This is a genomic window from Pseudarthrobacter sp. CC12, assembly GCF_039907755.1.
GTDB classification, from domain to species: Bacteria; Actinomycetota; Actinomycetes; order Actinomycetales; family Micrococcaceae; genus Arthrobacter; species Arthrobacter niigatensis.
The window spans coordinates 13,938-33,864 of sequence record NZ_JARDJH010000046.1 but is presented as its reverse complement, the minus strand read 5'-3'; the positions used below and the strand labels follow the sequence as shown (position 1 = coordinate 33,864).

The following is a 19,927-nucleotide window of genomic DNA, read 5'->3' as shown; positions in this document are numbered from 1 at the left end:
CCGGCCCCACGGCGGCCTCGGAGGCAAACCACCCATCAGCAGGTGCAACCAACCTACTGACTGAGTACACCTAGGGCCGGCCATTCCCGGGCAGGCCCCGTTCCTGCGGCCGGTCCGCCTCCCACTCCCGGTATACCCCGGGCCGGCGTTCCCGCAGGTACGGCACCACCTCCCGCGCGGCGCGGACCGCCTCCGCCCCCACCTCGGCAAACAACAGCGCCTGGCCGTCCGCCGCCTCGGCAAGAAGCGCACCGTTAGGTCCCGCCACCACGCTTCCACCGCCGAAGATGTAGGCGTCCTCGCTTCCGCAGTGGTTTGCATAGGCCACGTGGAGCTGGCTTTCCAGCGCCCGGGCGCGGATGAGCACCTGCGGTACCGCCTCGAAGCCCGCAGACAACGCGGTGGGCACCAGGACCAGTTCGGCGCCCCGGGCAGCAGCCTCCAGCGCGGCCTCGGGGAACTCGATGTCATAGCAAATCAGCAGAGAGGTGCGGATGCCGTGGAAATCCACCACGGCCGGAGGTTGCGAGGCCGGGACGAATGCCCTGCGTTCCTCATCGCCGAAGAGGTGCACCTTGGCGTAGGTGAGGATTTCCCTGCCTCCGGCATCCACCAGGGTGGCTGAAATGTGCCATCCAGTGCCACCGGCGGACTCCGTTTCACCACCTGCCGGTGCCGGCAGGCTGTACACGAGCGCGACCCCGGTACTGCGGGCGATCCCGGCCAGCCGTTCACGGATCCCGGGGATCGCCGCCGGATCAAGGTCGCGGCGCAGCCGCAGCGGAGCGTAGCCCACGGGAAAGAGCTCCGGCGTGAGCAGCAGGTGGGCGCCGGCCTGCGCGGCCTGGCGGGCAGCCTGGTCCACGGTCCGGAGATTGGCCTCGATGTCCAGGACCACGGCGTTGGCCTGCAGGACGGACAGCAGCATCGTTACCACCTTCGTTGTGCCTGTCCACGCGGAGGTGGATGGGCAGGGGTTGTTTCCGTCTTCCAGCCTAGCCAGCCGCAAGCAGTGGCTGGCGGGTCGTTTGGACCCGCCGCGCTGGACGCCGGGACGGAATGCACGGCGGCGCTCCCCACTTCTTCCACCGCTCCCCGACCCACCCTTGCGTTAACTTCTTGACTACAAGCGGAGCGGTAGGGCAATCTTCTTAGCATGTCCGCAACTACGCGCTCAACGAGGAGCAAACCTAAGAACCCCGGATCGCAGTCCGCCCTGCGGCAGCAGAACCAGCAGCGGATCATTGAGACCCTGATGGGCGGCCCGTCCACCCAGGCGGAGCTGGCCCGGCAGACCGGGCTGTCCACGGCAACTGTTTCCAATATCGTCAGGATCATGCTGGATTCGGGGCTGGCATCCACCGAACCGATTACCAGTTCCGGGCGGCGGGCGTTGAACGTGCGGCTGAACAGCAACGGCGCCGTGGCTGTGGGGATCGATTTCGGCCGACGGCACCTGCGCGTGGTCCTGGCCTCCCTTAGCTACCACGTGATAGCCGAAGAATCGGTCATGCTCCCGCTGGGCCACCAGGCGGACGACGGCATCCAGGCAGCGGTGTCCCTGCTGGAGAAACTGCTGCGCGAAAGCGGCGTGGAGCGCACGTCCGTGGTGGGGGCCGGCGTCGGCATTCCGGGCCCCATAGACCGCCGGACGGGAACGGTGGCGCAGGGCGCAATCCTCCCCGAGTGGGTGGGCATCAACATCCTGCAGCATCTTGAGGAAACCTTGAGAATCCCCGTCTTTGTTGACAATGACGCCAATCTGGGCGCGTGGTCCGAAGTGACCTGGGGGCAGCACTCGGGGGTCAGCAACCTTATGTTCCTGAAGATCGGATCGGGCATCGGCGCCGGCCTGATCCTCAATGGCGCCCCCTACTACGGCAACGTGGGAATCACCGGCGAGATAGGCCACGCCACCATCCACGAACAGGGGCTGGTATGCCGCTGCGGCAACCGCGGCTGCCTGGAAACCATCGCCTCCACCACCACCATGATCGAGCTCCTCAGCCGCGGTGAGGACCGGCCCATGACACCGGCGGACATTGTCCGCAAGGCACTGAACAGGGACTCGGCAACGCTGCGCGTCGTGGATGATGCGGGGCTCGCAGTGGGGCGCGCCCTGGGCAATGTGGCCAACCTGATCAACCCTGAGGTCATCGTGGTGGGAGGCCCGCTGGCAGGCCTGGGAGACATCCTGCTGGACCCCATCCGGCGGGGCCTGGTCCGTCATGCGGTACCGGTCATCGGTGAGACCACCACCCTCGCCATGTCCTCGCTCGGCGACCGTGCGGAGGCCCTTGGCGCCGCCGCCCTGGTGTTCCAGCATGCCGGTATCCGCAAGCCCTAGACCATTTCGTTATCCAGCAATTGCGTTAAAGACTTGACGACAACAGCTGTGATCCAGTTTACTTTTGGTTCAGACGGCCCTGCGCTTTGCCGGCCGGACAAAGAAGTCATTGCATTGGAGGGTTAGGGCTCATGACGTCCCAGACCACGCACGCGGACCCGGTCATCCTTGAGATGCGGTCCATCACCAAGGAATTCCCCGGCGTTAAAGCCTTGTCGAATGTTAGCCTCCGGGTGAAGGCAGGCGAGATCCACGCCATCTGCGGCGAAAACGGGGCCGGCAAGTCCACGCTCATGAAGGTCCTGTCCGGCGTGTACCCGTATGGCAGCTACGACGGCGATATCGTCTACCAGGGGCAGGTCCAGCAGTTCCGGGACATCCGGGCCAGCGAGCACGCCGGCATCGTGATCATCCACCAGGAACTGGCGCTGATCCCCGAACTGTCCATCATGGAGAACATCTTCCTGGGCAACGAGCCCACCAAGCGCGGCATCATCGACTGGGCCGAGGCCCGCCTCCGGTCCCTGGACCTCCTGGCCCGCGTCGGCCTGCGCGACGATCCCGACACCCCCATCAAGGAAATCGGCGTCGGCAAGCAGCAGCTGGTGGAAATCGCCAAGGCACTGAACAAGTCCGTGAAGATCCTCATCCTGGACGAGCCCACCGCGGCGCTGAACGAATCGGACTCACAGCACCTGCTGGACCTGATGCTGGGCCTGAAGGCCAAGGGCATCACCTCGATCATCATTTCGCACAAGCTCAACGAGATTGAGCAGGTGGCCGATTCGATCACCATCATCCGCGACGGCAAGTCAATCGAGACGCTGGACGTCAAGAAGGACGGCGTGGACGAGGACCGCATCATCAAGGGCATGGTGGGCCGGACGCTGGAATCCCGGTTCCCGGACCACACCCCCAAGATCGGCGAGGTGTTCTTCGAGGTCAAGGACTGGACCGTTGGCCACCCGGCCATCCAGGACCGCCTGGTCTGCAAGGGCTCGAACTTCTTCGTCCGCCGTGGCGAAATCGTCGGGTTCGCCGGGCTCATGGGTGCCGGACGCACGGAACTGGCCCGCTCGGTCTTCGGCCGGTCCTACGGCCGCTTCATCGACGGCCACATCTACAAGGACGGCAAGGAAGTGGTCCTCAAGAGCGTCAGGCATGCCATTGACGCCGGCCTGGGCTACGTCACCGAGGACCGCAAATCACTGGGCCTGAACCTCCTTGACGACATCAAGACCACCACCGTGGCGGCAAACCTTCGTAAGATCAGCCACAACTTCGTGGTGGACGCCAACCAGGAATTCACGGTTGCGGAGCAGTACCGCAAGTCGCTGCGCACCAAGACGCCCTCCGTCGAGGAAGGCGTCGCCAAGCTCTCCGGCGGCAACCAGCAGAAGGTGGTCCTGGCCAAGTGGATGTTCACGGACCCGGACCTGCTGATCCTGGATGAGCCCACCCGCGGCATCGATGTCGGCGCCAAGTATGAGATCTACGGGATCATCCAGCAGCTGGCCAACCAGGGCAAGGGCGTCATCGTTATCTCCTCGGAGCTACCCGAGCTCCTGGGCCTGTCCGACCGCATCTACACCATCTTCGAAGGCGCCATCACCGGTGTCCTGAACAAAGACGAGGCCAGCCAGGAAAGCCTGATGAAACTGATGACCTCCGCTACCCGAAAAGCCGCCTGACCTTCTGGCAAACCCCAGAACCTTCCGGACACAAGGACTGACACCATGAACGCCCTCAAAAAGCTGTTTGGCGGCAACACCCGCCAATTCGGCATGATCTTCGCCTTGGTTGCGCTGATCATTTTCTTCCAAATCTTCACCGACGGCCGCACCCTCACTCCGGGCAACGTCATCAACCTCTTCAACGGCAACTCCTACATCCTGATCCTGGCCATCGGCATGGTCCTGGTGATCATCGCCGGCCACATCGACCTCTCCGTCGGTTCGGTCGCGGCGTTTGTCGGGGTCAGCGTCGCCCTGGCCATCCGCGACTGGGGAATCCCCTGGTATGCGGGCGTACTCCTGGGCCTGCTGCTCGGAGCCCTGATCGGAGCCTGGCAAGGCCTGTGGACCGCGTACGTCGGCATCCCAGCCTTCATCGTCACCTTGGCCGGCATGCTCCTGTTCCGCGGTTTCAACCAGTTCGTGGGCAAGTCCAACACCATTCCCGTCCCGGAAGACTTCCAGTACCTCGGCTCCGGGTACCTTCCTGAGGTAGGACCGGACACCGGGTTCAACAACCTGACACTCCTGATGGGCATCGCCGTTGCTGTTTTCGTCGTCGTGGGCGAACTCCGCGCCAGGGCACGCGCCAAGGCGCTCGGCGCAGGCGTCCCCGAGATGTGGGTGACCGTGGTGAAACTGGTGCTGATCTGCGCCGCCATCCTTTACGCCACGTACCTGTTCGCAACTGGCCGACCCGGGACCTCGTTCCCCATCCCCGGCCTGATCCTGGCCGTGCTGGTCCTGATCTACGGCTTCATCTCCTCGCGCACGGTCGTTGGCCGCCACGTCTACGCTGTCGGTGGCAACCGCCACGCAGCAGAGCTTTCCGGTGTCCAGTCCAAGAAGGTCAACTTCCTGGTCATGATGAACATGTCCATCCTGGCCGGCCTGGCCGGCATGATCTTCGTGGGCCGCTCCACCGCGTCCGGCCCCTTTGACGGCGTGGGTTGGGAGCTGGACGCCATCGCTGCAGTCTTCATCGGCGGCGCGGCAGTGACCGGCGGCGTGGGTACCGTGGTCGGCTCCATCATTGGTGGCCTGGTCATGGCAGTGCTCAACAACGGCCTGCAGCTCCTGGGTGTCGGCGCCGACCTCACCCAGATCATCAAGGGGCTGGTCCTCCTGATCGCTGTCGCTTTCGACGTCTACAACAAGTCGCAGGGCAAGCGGTCCATTATCGGCATGTTGACCCGGAACATGAACCGGAACACCGCCGGCCCCAGCGGCCCTATCCAGCCTGACGAAACCACCTCCACCAAGGAAGCGATCGCCAGGGAAGCCTGAAGTTTGCAGCCTGAATACTGTTCCATCACACAAAGAAAGAGAACCAACAATGCGAATGTTTGGTAAAGCAGGGAAGGCCGCAGCGGTTGCTGCCATCGCAGCACTGGCGCTGACGGGCTGTGGACGCTCGGAACCCTCCGGTGGTTCCAGCAGCGGTGCCGCGGGATTCGACCAGAACTCCTCCATCGGCGTCGCGCTTCCGCAGAAGACCAGTGAGAACTGGGTCCTGGCCGAGAAGCTGTTCAACGACGGCCTGAACGGCGCAGGGTTCAAGGCTGACGTCCAGTTCGCCAACGGCGGCGTTTCGGAGCAGCAGAACCAGATCAGCGCCATGGTTACCAAGGGCGCCAAGGTCATCATCGTAGGCGCCATCGACGGTTCCCAGCTGGGTACCCAGCTCAAGCAGGCCAAAGACGCAGGCGCCACCATCATCGCCTACGACCGCCTCCTGCTGAACACCGCCAACGTGGACTACTACGTGGCCTACGACAACTTCAAGGTCGGCGTTCTCCAGGGCCAGGCCCTGCTGGACGGACTCAAGGCCAAGAAGCCGGCTGGTCCGTACAACATCGAACTGTTCGCCGGTTCCCCCGACGACGCCAACGCCAAGGTGTTCTTCAACGGTGCCATGAGCGTCCTGAAGCCCAAGATCGACGACGGCACCCTGAAGGTCGTCTCCGGGCAGAACAGCTTCGAGCAGGCCGTGACCCAGGGCTGGAAGGCTGAAAACGCCCAGCGACGCATGGACACGCTGCTCAGCGGCAGCTACACCACCGCCAACGTGGACGGCGTCCTCTCCCCGAACGACACCCTGGCCCGCGCGATCCTGACCTCGGTCAAGGCTGCCGGCAAGCCGATCCCGGTTGTCACCGGCCAGGACTCCGAGGTTGAGTCGGTCAAGTCGATCATGGCAGGCGAGCAGTACTCCACCATCAACAAGGACACCCGCAAGCTGGTTGAGCACGCCATCACCATGGTCAAGGACCTGCAGGCCGGCAAGAAGCCCGAGGTCAACGACGACAAGTCCTACAACAACGGCAACAAGGTGGTTCCCGCCTACCTGCTGGAGCCAGTCATCGTGACCTCCGCCAACGTCAAGACCGCCTACACGGACGATCCCGTACTCGGCCCGATCACCAAGTAATACCGACAGGCAAAGCCGGCTCCCGCCGGCGAACGGAAAGCCCGGTCCTTCAAAAGGACCGGGCTTTCCTGCGTCCTGCCCCAGCAGCAACACCCTTCACAGGCCAGGCACAGGTGTGGCCGGATTCCCGCACAGGATGCCCGGCGAGGGTTGATGCGAAGCCGGCCCCACGCGCCGGCACCTGAGTCCTAGGAGTAACGTGAGCGTCCTTGCCCGAAGCGTAGGCAATGCCTTCAGAAACAAGGTCCGCACCGCAGCAGTCGTAGCGGTGCTGGCCGTCGCCATTGGCCTGGCCCTGGCCATGCTGGTGGCGAACCAGGCGGTCGGAGCGAAGGTGCAGGAGCTCAACGCCTCCGTCGGCACCGTCCTGACCGTCAACCCCGCCGGCGGGCAAGGCTTCGAAGGCGGCGGTGAACCCCTCACAGCCGACCAGGCAGCCACCGCCGCCGGCGTGCCGAACGTCAGTGCCGTCGTCGGGACCTCCTCCCTGAGGCTGAGGAACGCGGACGCAGCCGCGGCACAGGCGGCCTCAGGCGGGACCGGCCAGGCCGGGCCGGGTGGCCAGACCGGACAGGGCGGCCCCGGTGGCCAGGCTGCGGCCACCCTGACCACCAGCCTCACCGCTGCGGTGGATGCCGGCACCCTGGGCAACCGCAACCAGCAGGCCAATGGAACCACCGGGTCCACCGGCACCACCCAGCAGCCCGTCCGCTCGCTGCCGATCACCGCCACGGGCATCGGCGCCGAGGTGGACACCACCGGCAAAGCCCTGAACATTACCCAGGGCACCGGACTGGGCGACTACTCGGCAGCCTCCACCGGGGCTCTGCTGGGAACCACCCTGGCGGAGAAGAACAGCCTCTCCGTCGGCTCCAGCTTCACCATCAATGACCAGGCCTACACGGTGACCGGACTGTTCGACGCCGGAACGGCCTTTGGCAACAACGCTGTTTACGTCACACTCCCCACGGCCCAAACACTCGCGGGGACGCCCGGTGAGCTGTCCAGCATGATCGTCACGGTCAATTCAATGGATAACGTCGCCACCGCCAAGGCTGCCTTGCAGGCCGCGCTCGGCACCGACAAGGCGGACGTTACCCAGGGACAGAACCTGCAGACCGCAGTCAGCTCCCTTGACAGCGTCAAGAACATCTCCTTCATCGCCTTTGTCGCCGCGCTGGGCACCGCCGGGCTGATCATCCTGCTCATCATGGTGATGCTGGTCCGCGAGCGCCGCCGCGAAATCGGTGTCCTGAAGGCCATTGGCGCACCCAACCGCACCATCGGCCTGCAGTTCGTCCTCGAAGCGCTGGTCCTCGCGGCCCTGGGCAGCGCAGTGGGGGCAGCGATCGCATCCTTCGCCAGCGGCGGCATCGCCTCGGCCCTGATCAGCAGTAACTCCACGGCCACCGCCGGCCGCAACTTCCCGGCCGCCGCGGGTGGGGGAAGCGTCCGCGGCACCCAGGGCGGACCCTTCGGCGGCGCCTCCCAGCTGCTGAACTCGGTCACCGCGAGCGCGTCCCCGGAGGTGATCGCCGGCGGAATCGCTGCCGTATTCGGCGTCGCCATCATCGGCGCCCTGATCCCCGCCCTGCTTACCGCGCGCATCCGTCCCATCGAAGTCCTGCGAGGAGAATAGCCATGATTGAAGTCAAGAACCTGGTCCGCACCTTCAACTCCGGTGACCGCACCATCAAGCCGGTCAACGATGTCAGCTTCGTCCTGGAACAGGGCACCCTCGCCTCGATCGTGGGCAAGAGCGGAAGCGGCAAAAGCACCCTGCTGTCCCTCCTTGGTGCGCTGGACAAGCCCACCAGCGGGGACGTCGTCGTCAACGGCGTTAGCCTGGCCAATCTGCCGGACAGCAAGCTGACGGAATACCGGCGCCGGGACATCGGGTTCGTATTCCAGCAGTTCAACCTGATCCCCAACCTGTCCGCCGTAGACAATGTCATGCTTCCCATGGAATTCGCCGGAAAACGGAAGTCCGACAGGCTGGAGCGGGCCAAAGGACTGCTGGAACAGGTGCAGCTTGATCCGTCCAAGCACGACCGGCGGATCAACAGGCTCTCCGGCGGCGAGCAGCAGCGCGTGGCCATTGCCCGCGCCTTGGCCAACGAGCCGAAGCTGATCCTGGCGGACGAGCCCACCGGCAACCTGGATGAGCAGACGGGTGACCACATCATCGAACTCCTCAGCTCGCTGAGCCGCGATCACAACACCACCATCCTGGTGGTCACCCACGACAGGGTCCTGGCAAACAAGACCGACCGCCGGTTCCGGCTGCAGCAGGGCAAGCTGACGGAAGAGCCGGTCCGGGGACGGACCGCCGTCGCCGCCAGCGCCTGACCCACGGAAGAGGGCCAAGGGCAGGGGCTTGCGCTCCAGCCCTTGGCCCCCTTTTCTTTGAACTACCACCCGCCGCAGGTTCTCCACTCCTGCGGTGCCGCTGTGACAGGATGGCTGCTATGAGCGCTCCCATCGCCACACCATGGCTTTCCACGCAGCCTGACCGGGATCCCCGGACCGCCACCGGGACTCCCCTGCGCTGGGGAATCATCGCAACGGGCAGCATCGCCCGCGCCGTCTCCCAGGATCTGGCACTGCTTGAAGATGCCGAGCTCTATGCGGTCAGTTCAAGGGCGCAGGACACCGCGGATGCTTTTGCTGTGGCGTACGACTTCGCAAAGGCCTACGGGGACGACGGCGGGGTGCCCGGCTACCAGCGGCTGCTCGCCGATGACGCGGTGGACGTTGTCTACGTCGCCACGCCGCATGCGCAGCACCACGGGATGGTCCTGGCCGCACTGAACGCGGGCAAGCACGTCCTGTGCGAGAAGACCTTCACGATCAACGCCCGGGAAGCGGCCGAGCTCATCGAGGTTGCGCGCAGCCGGAAGCTTTTCCTGATGGAGGCGGTCTGGAGCCGGTTCCTGCCGTCGATGCAGCGCGCTTTCGAGATTGCGGCGTCCGGCGAGCTGGGCGATATCCACTGGGTCACCGCAGATCTGGGATTCCCGGCACCCTACTCCCCCACGGCCAGGTTGTGGGCGCGGAAGGACGGCGGGGGTGCACTGCTGGATCTGTCCGTCTACCCGCTGCTCTGGGCGCTGGGCACGCTTGGCTTCCCGCAGACCGTCAGCGCCACGGGCTTCGTCAACGACGACGGCGTCGATGCACAGAACGCCCTGAGCCTTGGCTACGGCCACGCCGCCCAGGTCCAGCTCACCTCCTCCCTGCTGGCCCACGGACCCCGCACTGCCACGGTGGCCGGCAGCCTCGGCTTCCTGCAGAGCGTGGGTTCCATCAACAATCCCCGCGAACTGGTCATCGCCAAGGGGTGGGAGGACCGCCGCACGGAAAGCTTCGACGTCGTGGGAAAGGGCTACGCCTACGAGCTCCGCGAGGTGATGAGGTGCATCCAGCAGGGGCTGAGCGAAAGCCCGGTCATGCCCCTCGAAGACACCTTGAACACCATGCGCCTCTTCGACGGTGTTCGCGCGCAACTCGGATTGACCTATCCCAACGACAGCCGTTAGCAGGATCAGCTTCATACGACGGCGGCGGGCAGCTTTTGCGCGATGATCAGGTCCCGTGACTGCCCGCTTCTTCCAGTGACAGTTCCTGCGTCCGCTGCGGGCATTTGTAAATTCCCCTGAATGAATGCTGGACTTCGGGAGATAAGCAGTCTTAGCATTTAGGCAGCATCGATTGCGCCGGTCACTGGGGGGTGGTACGCATGGCTCGTAGCAGTTCGCCATGGCGTGCCCTGCGACCGGTACTTCTTGCCGGTGCGGCAGCCGCCACATGGTTGACCCTTTCCTCAACACCTGCAACCGCCGACACAGGTCCTGATTCCTCCTCCCCGCTCGGCGCACCCACCAGTTCGGTGTCCTCCGTGGGCCAAGATCTTGCGGCCAGGGTTTCACCGATTCCTGCCGGCTCAGCGGACGGCCCGGCCGCGTCCCCTGGGCTGCTGCAGCCTGTCATAACGCCTGTTTCCGGCCTGACGGACAACCTGATTGCCGCCGTTCCCGTGGTAGACCAGGTGGTTCCGGCCGGAACTGTTTCCGGGGTTTCCGCTCCCCTTGTTGAGGTGGCCGACACCTTGGCAGCGGGTGTGGCCCGGGAACTTACAGCCCCTGCAGCCGAGGCTCTTCCGGTCCTTGAGCCGGTGCTCCAACCGGTTTCAGATCTTCTGAACGGCGCTGTTTCGTTGCCCGCCCCGCCCTTGGATGACGTTAAGGTGGACGTTCCTGGCGTACTGGCCCCTGCTCCCGCGGGGGACCTGCCCTCAGCCGTGGAAGAAGCTCCGGATGCCACGGATACGGCCACAGAATCCGGCCAGGCGGTTGAGGCGCCGTCCACGGCCTCGGACGCAGGCATCCCGGCCAACATGGCATTCCCGCAGGCTGGGGTGTTCGAGACCCTCGGCTCCATAGCGGAGCAGCCGCTGGCCGTCGACCCGTTGCCCGTTCCTGCCCAGGCTCCCGCAGCCCCGGCGCCCGGCACAGGCAGCAGCGGTTCATCAGGCGGCACGTCAGCAGCCGCCGCATGGCTCAACCCCATCTACTTCGACTTTGAAGGGGCTGGCGCTGTCCGCGCCGACCGGTCCCCTGGGCACGTCCCCTCGCCGGTGTCATTCGACCCCGGCTCTTCTCCTGACTAGTTGATGCCCCCTGCCCTCCCACGGGCAGCACGCGGCTCTACGGGCGGCTGTCCAGCCCCCGGACACTCAACTATTCCAGGAGTAAACACCATGAACTGCACACTTCGCAGGGGGCTGCTGAGCACCCTCTTTGCCGGCGGCCTCCTGGCCTTCGGCTGCGCCACCGCCAATGCGGCGGACGCCACCAGCGGGACGGACCTCTCCGCCTCCGCCCTCATCTCGGCGGCGGCACCCGCTGACTCGACGTCGTTGGGCCTGCTGGGTGACCCAACGCCGGCCGGATCAACAGGTGTCGCCGCCGCAGTGGATGTCAACCTGGGGCTGGGGACTGTGGCCGCCACTGATCCCGCTACCACCGGTGCCACCGACCTGGCAGCCGCAGCGGACGTCAACCTGGGGCTGGGGGCTGTGGCTGCCACAGATCCCTCAACCAACGGCACCACCGACCTGGCCGCCGCAGCAGACGTCAATCTCGGACTCGGCAACGTCACAACCACCGACCCCGCAACCAACGGCACCACCGACCTGACCGCCGCAGCCGACCTCAATCTCGGGCTCGGCAACGTCACAACCACCGACCCCGCAACCAACGGCACCGCCGACCTGACCGCCGCAGCCGACGTCAATCTCGGACTCGGCAACGTCACAACCACCGACCCCGCCACCGGCACCGGAACCACGGCGGACCTCGCCGCCGACGCCAACGTGGACCTTGGTGCAGGTGTAGGCGCCGGAACCGCAGGCAACGGCGGCCCCGATGCTGTCGCCGATCTCAGCATTGACCTGGGGATCGGGCTCAGCGGTGACAACACCACGGGCACTCCGGGGACCTCGGATCCGGGGACCACCGCCCCGGGTGACGGCACCACCGGTGACACTGGCACCCCTGGCCCCGGCGCGGACAACAGCACCGGCAACGGCACCCCGAGCGATGACCCCACCGACGGATCCGGGACCACAGGCGTCGACGGCTTCACGGCAGCACCGGCCGGTTCCAGCGCAGTCAGCGGGGCAATCGCCCCTGTGACGGCGCCACGGGCTGCCACCACCAATGGCAACCCGGCACCCGGTACCGCCAACGGGGCCCACGCGGCCCTCGCCAACACGGGCTGGGACGGATCGCTGGTTCCCCTGGCCCTGCTGCTCCTGGCCGCCGGGATCCTGGTGCTCCGCAGGCGCAAGGTCTCGTAGCGGCCAACCACAGAAAGATACGTGCCCGCACCTGTGCGCCTGAAGCGGCGTCACGCAGCGGGCTGGCGGAAGGAGGTCAGCAAGCCCGAAACGCATTACCTGCATAAAACATGTCATCAGCACACATGTCCTTGTAGCCGATGGTCCGGCGGCGAATGTGTTCGAAAATCGCCGCCGGGCCGTCGGCGTGCCCGACGGCGAAAGCCTAGGTCAATCGCCGGTTCCGCCCCACCGCCCGTATAATTTGAGGTACGACAGTGCCGCAGCGCACCGGGAGGAACGGTCATGGTGGCGGAATCGCCTAGCTCCATCAAGAATGAAGTGGTCGGCGGTCGCTACCGTTTGGGTGAGGTCGTAGGCCGTGGCGGAATGTCGTCGGTGTACTGTGCGCGGGACGAAAACCTGGGCCGCGATGTGGCTTTGAAGCTCTTCGCCCCGCAGGCCCCGGACGCGGACGAGCTCAGGCGGCAGGAAGCCGAAATCCAGCTCCTGGCAACGCTCAACCACCCCGGCTTGGTGACACTTTTCGATGCGGGCATCGATGACCGTATTCCGGATGAGCCCCGGCCGTTCCTGACCATGGAACTGGTGGAGGGCCAGGACCTTCGCAGCCGCATCCGCCACAGCACGGTTCCGTTGGAGGAACTGGCCGTCATCGGCGCCGGCATCGCCGATGCCCTGGCCTACGTGCACGGGCTGGGCATCATCCACCGCGACATCAAACCGGGCAACATCCTCCTGGTCCAGATCCGGCCCGGTGAGCCGATTCGGCCCAAGCTCACGGATTTCGGCATCGCGAGGATTGTGGATTCCACCCGGCTTACGGCTACGGGAACCATGGTGGGCACCGCCGCCTACCTCAGCCCGGAGCAGGCCCTGGGCAAACCCTTGTCGTCGGCCACGGACATTTATTCTTTGGGACTGGTGCTGCTCGAATGCATCAAAGGCACCGTGGAATACCCCGGCAGTGCCGTGGAGTCGGCGGTTGCCCGGCTCCACCGGGCACCGGAAATTCCCGACGACGTCCCCTCCGAATGGGCCGGCCTGATCCGTTCCATGACCGCCATCGAGCCGCTGGAACGGCCAGCCGCCGCTGACATTGAAACGGCGCTGCGCCAGGCGCTGGTCTCCCCCGCGTCGACGCCGGGAGAACTGGCGCCGGAAACAACCCGTGTACTGCCGGCCATGCCCTTCCACCCTCCCTCCATTACCGCAGAGGAATCGGTGGAAGACGTGCGGGAGGCCGCGGCGGCACCCGGGACTACAGATCCTGCCCCCGGAACAGAGGCTGGCACGTCCGCTGCAAAGCCGCGCCTCACCCGGAGCCGGCGTATCTGGCTGGCCGTGGTGGTGGGTGTCCTGGTGGTTGCCGCAGCCGCCGCTGCGGTACTGATGAGCATCTCCGTCCGCCCGGCCGACGTCGTCCCTTATCCCACCGTGACCGGCGTCCTGGGTGACCATCTGCAGGAACTCCAGAAGAGCGTGGCGCCGTGATCCTGAGGCAGGCCCCGGCGGCCCGGCTGCTGCTGGCCTGCGCCGCGGCTGCGCTGGCGGCGGCCCTGCTCGGTGCCTGCGCCGCGCCCGGGGCCGGGCTGCAGCGCGAGGCCGCAACCCAGCTCCAGGCACGAGTACTTGAAGTAACCCAGGCGTCGTCCCAAAACGATCCCGCCGCCGCGCTGAAGGCACTCGAGGGCCTGGAGGCGGACCTTTCCGCGGCCCAGGCCAAGGGGCAGGTTTCCGAGGAGAGGCGCCGCAGCATCACCACCGTGGCGACGGCTGTCCGGGCAGACCTCAACGAAGCCATCAGCGCGCAGGCAGCGGCCGCAAAGGCTGCCGAAGACGCCCGGATCGCCGCCAGCCAGGCAGCACAGGCTTCTTCACCCGCGCCTGGCCCCGCCTCGCAGCCAGCCCCCGCGCAGGCACCGGCGCAAGGTAGCTCGTCGGGCAACGGCACGGATGCCGGCAAGAACAACAGCGACAAGGGCAAGGGCAAGAACTAGGTCCGCCTCCAGCAGGCAGCAAAGCAAAAAAGAAGCGGTGCTCCGGTGAAAAACCGGAGCACCGCTTCTTTGTGCCGGAACGGCAGGTGCTAGGCCAGGCTGGCGATGACCTTGTTCAGCGTGGCGGAAGGACGCATCACGGACGAAGCCTTGGCATCATCCGGGCGGTAGTAGCCTCCGATGTCCACGGGTGAGCCCTGGACCTCGGCCAGCTCGCCCACGATGGTTTCCTCCTTGGAGGAAAGCTCGTTGGCGACCGTGCTGAACGCGGCGGCCAGGTCGGCGTCGTCCGTCTGCTTGGCCAGTTCCTCTGCCCAGTAGCGGGCCAGGAAGTAGTGGCTGCCACGGTTGTCCAGTTCGCCGGCGCGGCGGCTCGGGGACTTGTTCTCCAGCAGGAACGTGCCGGTGGCGCGGTCCAGGGTGTCGGCGAGGACCTGGGCGCGTGCGTTGCCGGTGGTGGTGGCCAGGTGCTCGAAGCTCACGGCCAGGGCCAGGAACTCACCCAGGCTGTCCCAGCGCAGGTGGTTTTCCTTCAGCAGCTGCTGGACGTGCTTGGGGGCGGATCCGCCGGCGCCGGTCTCGAAGAGTCCGCCTCCATTCATCAGCGGAACAACCGAGAGCATCTTGGCGCTGGTGCCCAGTTCCAGGATGGGGAACAGGTCCGTGAGGTAGTCGCGGAGCACGTTGCCCGTGACGGAGATGGTGTCCTCGCCCTTGCGGATGCGCTCGAGGGTGAAGGCGGTGGCCTTGACCGGCGACATGATCTGCAGGTCCAGGCCCTCGGTGTCGTGGTCCTTCAGGTACTCGTTGACCTTGGCGATGAGGTTGGCGTCGTGTGCACGCTCCTCGTCCAGCCAGAACACGGCGGGGGTCTGCGAGGCGCGGGCGCGGGTGACGGCCAGCTTGACCCAGTCGCGGATGGGTGCGTCCTTGGTCTGGCAGGCACGCCAGATGTCACCGACGGAAACTTCGTGTTCCAGCAGGACGTTGCCGTTGCCGTCAACGATCTGCACCTTGCCGGCTTCCTGGATTTCGAACGTCTTGTCGTGGCTGCCGTATTCCTCAGCGGCCTGCGCCATGAGGCCCACGTTCGGGACGGTGCCCATGGTGGTGGGGTCGTAGGCGCCGTTGGCGCGGCAGTCGTCGATGACCACCTGGTAGATGCCGGCGTAGGAGCTGTCCGGCAGGACGGCGAGGGTGTCGGCTTCCTTGCCGTCCGGGCCCCACATGTGGCCGGAGGTGCGGATCATGGCCGGCATGGAGGCGTCCACAATGATGTCGGAGGGCACGTTCAGGCTGGTGATGCCCTTGTCGGAGTCCACCATGGCCAGCGCGGGCCCGTCTTCCAGGCCCTTCTTGATCAGGCTCTGGACGCCCTCGCGGACATCCGCCGGCAGGTCCTCGAGGCTGCTCAGGATGGCTGCGAGACCGTTGTTGGGGCTGATGCCGGCGGCGGAAAGCTGCTTGCCGTAGGTCTCAAACAGCTCGGAGAAGTATGCCTTCACCACGTGGCCAAAGATGATGGGGTCCGAGACCTTCATCATGGTGGCCTTCAGGTGGGCGGAGAACAGCACGCCCTCTTCCTTGGCGCGGGCAACCTGGGCCTTGAGGAACTCGTCCAGTGCGGCGGCGCGCATCACGGTTCCGTCGATTACTTCACCGGCCAGGACGGGGAACGCCTTCTTCAGGACCTTGACCGAGCCGTCCTCGCGGACCAGCTGGATGGCGATGGTGCCGTCGGCCTCGATGACCACGGACTTCTCGTTGGAGCGGAAGTCGTCCTGGCCCATGGTGGCCACGTTGGTCTTGGAGTCCGCGGTCCAGGCGCCCATGGAGTGCGGGTTCTGGCGGGCGTAGTTCTTGACGGACAGCGGAGCGCGGCGGTCCGAGTTGCCTTCGCGCAGGACCGGGTTCACGGCGGAGCCCTTGATCTTGTCGTAGCGCGAGCGGATGGCGGTCTCCTCGTCCGAGGAGGGGTTGTCCGGGTAATCCGGCAACGCGTAGCCCTGGCCCTGCAGCTCTGCAATGGCGGCCTTCAGCTGCGGGATGGACGCGCTGATGTTGGGCAGTTTGATGATGTTGGCTTCCGGCGTCTTCGCCAGCTCACCGAGTTCAGCAAGGGCGTCACCGATCTGCTGCTCGGGGGTCAGGTAGTCACCGAAGACGGCGATGATGCGGCCGGCGAGCGAAATGTCGCGGGTCTCCACCTCCACACCTGCTGTCGAAGCGAACGCCTCGATGATGGGCAGGAACGAATAGGTAGCCAGCATCGGCGCTTCGTCGGTGTGGGTGTAGATAATCTTGGACATGCGCGGGCGTCTCCCTGTGGGTCGGCTTGGTTGTGAAAAATCGGTCTATTTCACCATGTACAACTTACCTGAGGACCCGGCTTTGAACCGTACCCGGGTCCCAGCGTTACCCCGGCGGTGAGCAGGATTACAGCGATGGAGAACGGCCGACGACGGCACTGGGCCCGGGTGCCGGGGCCAACGTTCTGCATACGGTGCGGGTGGGGCGGGGAAAAGGGTGACCGGCAGCTATTGATACCTCACTACTGTGTACAAACTTGCCCGGTGACGATAAGTTCGCTACGTCACTCCCGCCCCAGGGCCCACCCCCCTTCCAGACAGGACAACAATGACACGCACCAGGTCTCTGGCTTCCGGCCTCCTGACTCTTTCGGCGGCCGCCATGCTCACACTCACTGCTGCCGGTGGCGCCTCCGCCGCCCCGGCGCCGTCGGACGGTAACGAAGCGCCGTCGGTGGCCAGCGTCACGCTCGACGCCGGGGCTGCAGCCGATTACTGGACTCCCGAGCGGATGCAGGGCGCTGTTCCTGGTGACACGCTGGCCGGCAAGGCCCTGGAACGCGGCAACCGTTCAAACCCTGCCCTGGTGGAAAAAAGCAAGCCGTCCTCCACCAAGGCCACCAAGGGCAAACCCACGCTTGCCCAGAGCGCGAACCCCGTCTCCCACATCGGCAAGGTCTTCTTCACGCTCGGCGGAACGAACTATGTGTGCTCCGGCAACGCCGTCACCTCGACCAACCGCAGCACTGTGGCAACGGCCGGCCACTGCGTGAATGAAGGCCCGGGCGCGTACGCCACCAACTTCGTCTTCGTCCCCGCGTATGACAACGGGGCAGCCCCTTACGGCAAATGGACCGCCAAAGCCCTGTATGCCCCCACCCAGTGGGCTTCCAACGGCGACATGACGTATGACACCGGCTTCGCCGTGATGAACCCTGATGCCAAGGGGCGGAAGCTGACCGACGTCGTCGGCGGCTCCGGCACTGCCTTCAACCAGGCACGGGGCCTGACCTACACATCCTACGGCTACCCGGCAGCGGCGCCCTTCAACGGGGAGACCCTCAAGAGCTGCACCGGGACGGCGTCAAATGATTCCAACAACCCCCAGTTCAACACCCAGGGCATTCCCTGCGACATGACCGGCGGTTCCTCCGGTGGTCCGTGGTTCATCGGCAGCGGTCCCGATGGCCTGCAGAACTCCATCAACAGCTACGGCTACAACGGCTCCGCAGTGATGTACGGCCCATACTGGGGCTCCGTCATCGAGACGACGTACACCAATGCCGCGAAATCCTAAAGAACCCGCACCGGACCAGGACCCCGTCAGCCACGTGGACTTGAACCAGTCGCCCGAGGAAGTCCTCGAGTACTGGACAGACGAGCGAATGGCGGCGGCGAAGCCCCGGGAGATTCAGCTTCCGGAGCCCGAACCTCCTGCCGGCCAGGACTAAGCCGAAACACAACGACGGCGCCCGTCCCCTATGCAGGGGACGGGCGCCGTCGTCTGTTGAAACCCGGCGGTGGGGATTAGTGGAAGAAGTGGCGGGCTCCCGTGAAGTACATGGTGATGCCGGCAGCGTTCGCTGCTGCGATGACTTCCTCATCCCGGACAGAACCGCCCGGCTGCACCACGGCACGGACACCGGCGTCGATCAGGATCTGCAGGCCGTCGGCGAACGGGAAGAACGCGTCCGAGGCGGTCACGGCACCGCGGGCACGCTCAGGTGCGCCGCTCGCATCCGCGTTGGAGGCACCGCCGGCACCCTCGACGTCGGACTCCACCGTGACGCCCAGCGTGTTGGCCCGCTCCACCGCGAGGCGGCAGGAATCGAGCCTGTTGACCTGGCCCATGCCGATGCCCACGGCAGCGCCGTTTTCGGCAATGAGGATGGCGTTCGACTTTGCGGCCCGGCACGCAGTCCAGGCGAAGGCGAGGTCCGCGAGGGTCTTCTCATCCGCGGCCTCACCGGCGGCGAGGGTCCAGTTGGCGGGGTTGTCGCCGTCGGCGTCCACCTTGTCGCTGACCTGGACCAGCATGCCGCCGGAGACCTGGCGGAACTCCGTGGGGTACCGGCCGTATCCCTCGGGCAGGGCCAGCAGGCGGATGTTCTTCTTCTTGGAGAGGATTTCCACCGCCTCAGGCTCGAAGCCGGGTGCGATGACCACCTCGGTGAAGATGTCCTTGACGGTGTTGGCCATGCCGGCGGTCACCGTGCGGTTCGCTGCGATGACGCCGCCGAATGCGGAGACGGGATCGCAGGCGTGGGCCTTGGCATGGGCGTCGGCGATGGGGTCCGCGGCGTCCTTGGAGCCGACGGCGACGCCGCACGGGTTGGCGTGCTTGATGACGGCGACGGCGGGCTCGCTGAAGTCGTAGGCGGCGCGCAGGGCGGCGTCGGCGTCAACGAAGTTGTTGTAGCTCATGGCCTTGCCGTGCAGCTGGTCCGCCTGGGCGATGCCCACCGGGGCGGCCTTGTCCACATACAGGGCAGCCTGCTGGTGCGGGTTCTCGCCGTAGCGGAGGACCTCGGAGCGCTCCAGGGACAGGCCGGCGTAGGCAGGCCAGTCGATGACGCCGTCGCCGTCCTCGTCCAGGAACTGGCTGGCGGTCCAGGTGGCCACTGCATTGTCGTAGGCGGCGGTGTGGGCGAAGGCCTTGGCGGCGAGGCGGCGGCGGGTTTTCAGGTCGAAGCCGCCTTCCGCTGCGGCCTCCACCACCTGGCCGTAGAAGGACGGGTCCACCACGATGGCGACGGCGGCGTGGTTCTTCGCGGCCGACCGGACCATGGCGGGGCCGCCGATATCGATCTGCTCCACGACGTCGTCCTGCGCGGCACCGGACTTGACGGTTTCCACGAACGGGTAGAGGTTCACCACGACCAGGTCGAAGGCTTCGATGTCCATGCTGGCGAGGGTTTCCATGTGCGCCGGGACGCGGCGGTCCGCCAGGATGCCACCGTGGACACGCGGGTGCAGGGTCTTGACGCGGCCGTCCAGCATCTCGGGCGAACCGGTGACTTCCTCAACCTCCTGCACGGGAATGCCCGCGGCGGCGATCTTCTTGGCCGTGGAACCCGTGGAGACGAGCTTCACGCCCGCTGCGTGCAGGCCCGAGGCGAGCTCCTCCAGACCGGTTTTGTCGTAAACCGAGATCAGAGCCCGGCGGATGGGTACACGGTCAATGGATACGCGCTCATGCTGCGTGAAGCTCACAAATGTCTCCGTCTTATCTCGCGGAACAGGGCCG

General features: G+C 65.8%; 15 protein-coding genes. 12 read left to right on the top strand and 3 right to left on the bottom strand.

Annotation, left to right across the window (positions count from 1 at the left end; genetic code table 11):
• Window positions 1-70: 70 nt before the first annotated feature.
• On the bottom strand, window positions 71-928 hold the full coding sequence (locus PV772_RS20840) for a nitrilase-related carbon-nitrogen hydrolase (RefSeq protein ID WP_347887425.1): 858 nt from the start codon (window positions 926-928) through the stop codon (window positions 71-73).
• A 228-nt stretch (window positions 929-1,156) separates the two neighbouring features.
• On the opposite strand from PV772_RS20840, the gene PV772_RS20835 reads away from it, so the two are divergent.
• From PV772_RS20835 to PV772_RS20785, 11 genes are all read left to right on the top strand, one after another.
• Complete coding sequence (locus PV772_RS20835; protein ID WP_141161231.1) at window positions 1,157-2,347, top strand: ROK family transcriptional regulator; 1,191 nt, start codon at window positions 1,157-1,159, stop codon at window positions 2,345-2,347.
• A gap of 131 nt (window positions 2,348-2,478) precedes the next feature.
• A complete protein-coding gene (mmsA, locus tag PV772_RS20830) occupies window positions 2,479-4,038 on the top strand; it encodes a multiple monosaccharide ABC transporter ATP-binding protein (protein ID WP_141161232.1) in 1,560 nt (519 codons plus the stop codon).
• A 45-nt stretch (window positions 4,039-4,083) separates the two neighbouring features.
• On the top strand, window positions 4,084-5,367 hold the full coding sequence (gene mmsB / locus PV772_RS20825) for a multiple monosaccharide ABC transporter permease (RefSeq protein WP_018761952.1): 1,284 nt from the start codon (window positions 4,084-4,086) through the stop codon (window positions 5,365-5,367).
• A 49-nt stretch (window positions 5,368-5,416) separates the two neighbouring features.
• Window positions 5,417-6,511 (top strand): sugar-binding protein, encoded by a 1,095-nt coding sequence (locus PV772_RS20820; protein WP_141161233.1) that lies wholly within the window; start codon window positions 5,417-5,419, stop codon window positions 6,509-6,511.
• A 199-nt stretch (window positions 6,512-6,710) separates the two neighbouring features.
• Entirely contained in the window at window positions 6,711-8,150 is a 1,440-nt protein-coding gene (locus PV772_RS20815; protein WP_347887424.1) for an FtsX-like permease family protein, read from the top strand.
• Between the two features lie 2 nt (window positions 8,151-8,152).
• Window positions 8,153-8,860 (top strand): ABC transporter ATP-binding protein, encoded by a 708-nt coding sequence (locus PV772_RS20810; protein ID WP_141181007.1) that lies wholly within the window; start codon window positions 8,153-8,155, stop codon window positions 8,858-8,860.
• A 119-nt stretch (window positions 8,861-8,979) separates the two neighbouring features.
• Entirely contained in the window at window positions 8,980-10,050 is a 1,071-nt protein-coding gene (locus tag PV772_RS20805) for a Gfo/Idh/MocA family oxidoreductase (RefSeq protein ID WP_347887423.1), read from the top strand.
• Between the two features lie 359 nt (window positions 10,051-10,409).
• Entirely contained in the window at window positions 10,410-11,180 is a 771-nt protein-coding gene (locus PV772_RS20800; RefSeq protein ID WP_246839745.1) for a hypothetical protein, read from the top strand.
• Window positions 11,181-11,270: 90 nt separating this feature from the next.
• The gene (locus PV772_RS20795; protein ID WP_347887422.1) at window positions 11,271-12,371 is read left to right on the top strand and encodes a hypothetical protein; all 1,101 of its coding nucleotides are present in this window, start codon (window positions 11,271-11,273) and stop codon (window positions 12,369-12,371) included.
• Between the two features lie 285 nt (window positions 12,372-12,656).
• On the top strand, window positions 12,657-13,865 hold the full coding sequence (locus tag PV772_RS20790; RefSeq protein ID WP_347887421.1) for a serine/threonine-protein kinase: 1,209 nt from the start codon (window positions 12,657-12,659) through the stop codon (window positions 13,863-13,865).
• Window positions 13,862-14,371 carry a hypothetical protein gene (locus PV772_RS20785; RefSeq protein ID WP_347887420.1) on the top strand — a complete coding sequence of 170 codons (510 nt, stop codon included), beginning with the start codon at window positions 13,862-13,864 and terminating at the stop codon, window positions 14,369-14,371. The genes PV772_RS20790 and PV772_RS20785 overlap by 4 nt, the downstream gene beginning before the upstream one ends.
• Before the next feature lie 89 nt (window positions 14,372-14,460).
• On the opposite strand, the gene PV772_RS20780 is transcribed toward PV772_RS20785, so the two are convergent.
• Entirely contained in the window at window positions 14,461-16,680 is a 2,220-nt protein-coding gene (locus tag PV772_RS20780; RefSeq protein ID WP_141181001.1) for an NADP-dependent isocitrate dehydrogenase, read from the bottom strand.
• Window positions 16,681-17,008: 328 nt separating this feature from the next.
• Here PV772_RS20780 and PV772_RS20775 point away from each other — a divergent pair, with 328 nt between their 5' ends.
• On the top strand, window positions 17,009-17,977 hold the full coding sequence (locus PV772_RS20775) for a hypothetical protein (protein WP_347887419.1): 969 nt from the start codon (window positions 17,009-17,011) through the stop codon (window positions 17,975-17,977).
• A 230-nt stretch (window positions 17,978-18,207) separates the two neighbouring features.
• On the opposite strand, the gene purH is transcribed toward PV772_RS20775, so the two are convergent.
• Complete coding sequence (gene purH / locus PV772_RS20770) at window positions 18,208-19,893, bottom strand: bifunctional phosphoribosylaminoimidazolecarboxamide formyltransferase/IMP cyclohydrolase (RefSeq protein ID WP_347887418.1); 1,686 nt, start codon at window positions 19,891-19,893, stop codon at window positions 18,208-18,210.
• Between the last annotated feature and the right edge of the window lie 34 nt (window positions 19,894-19,927).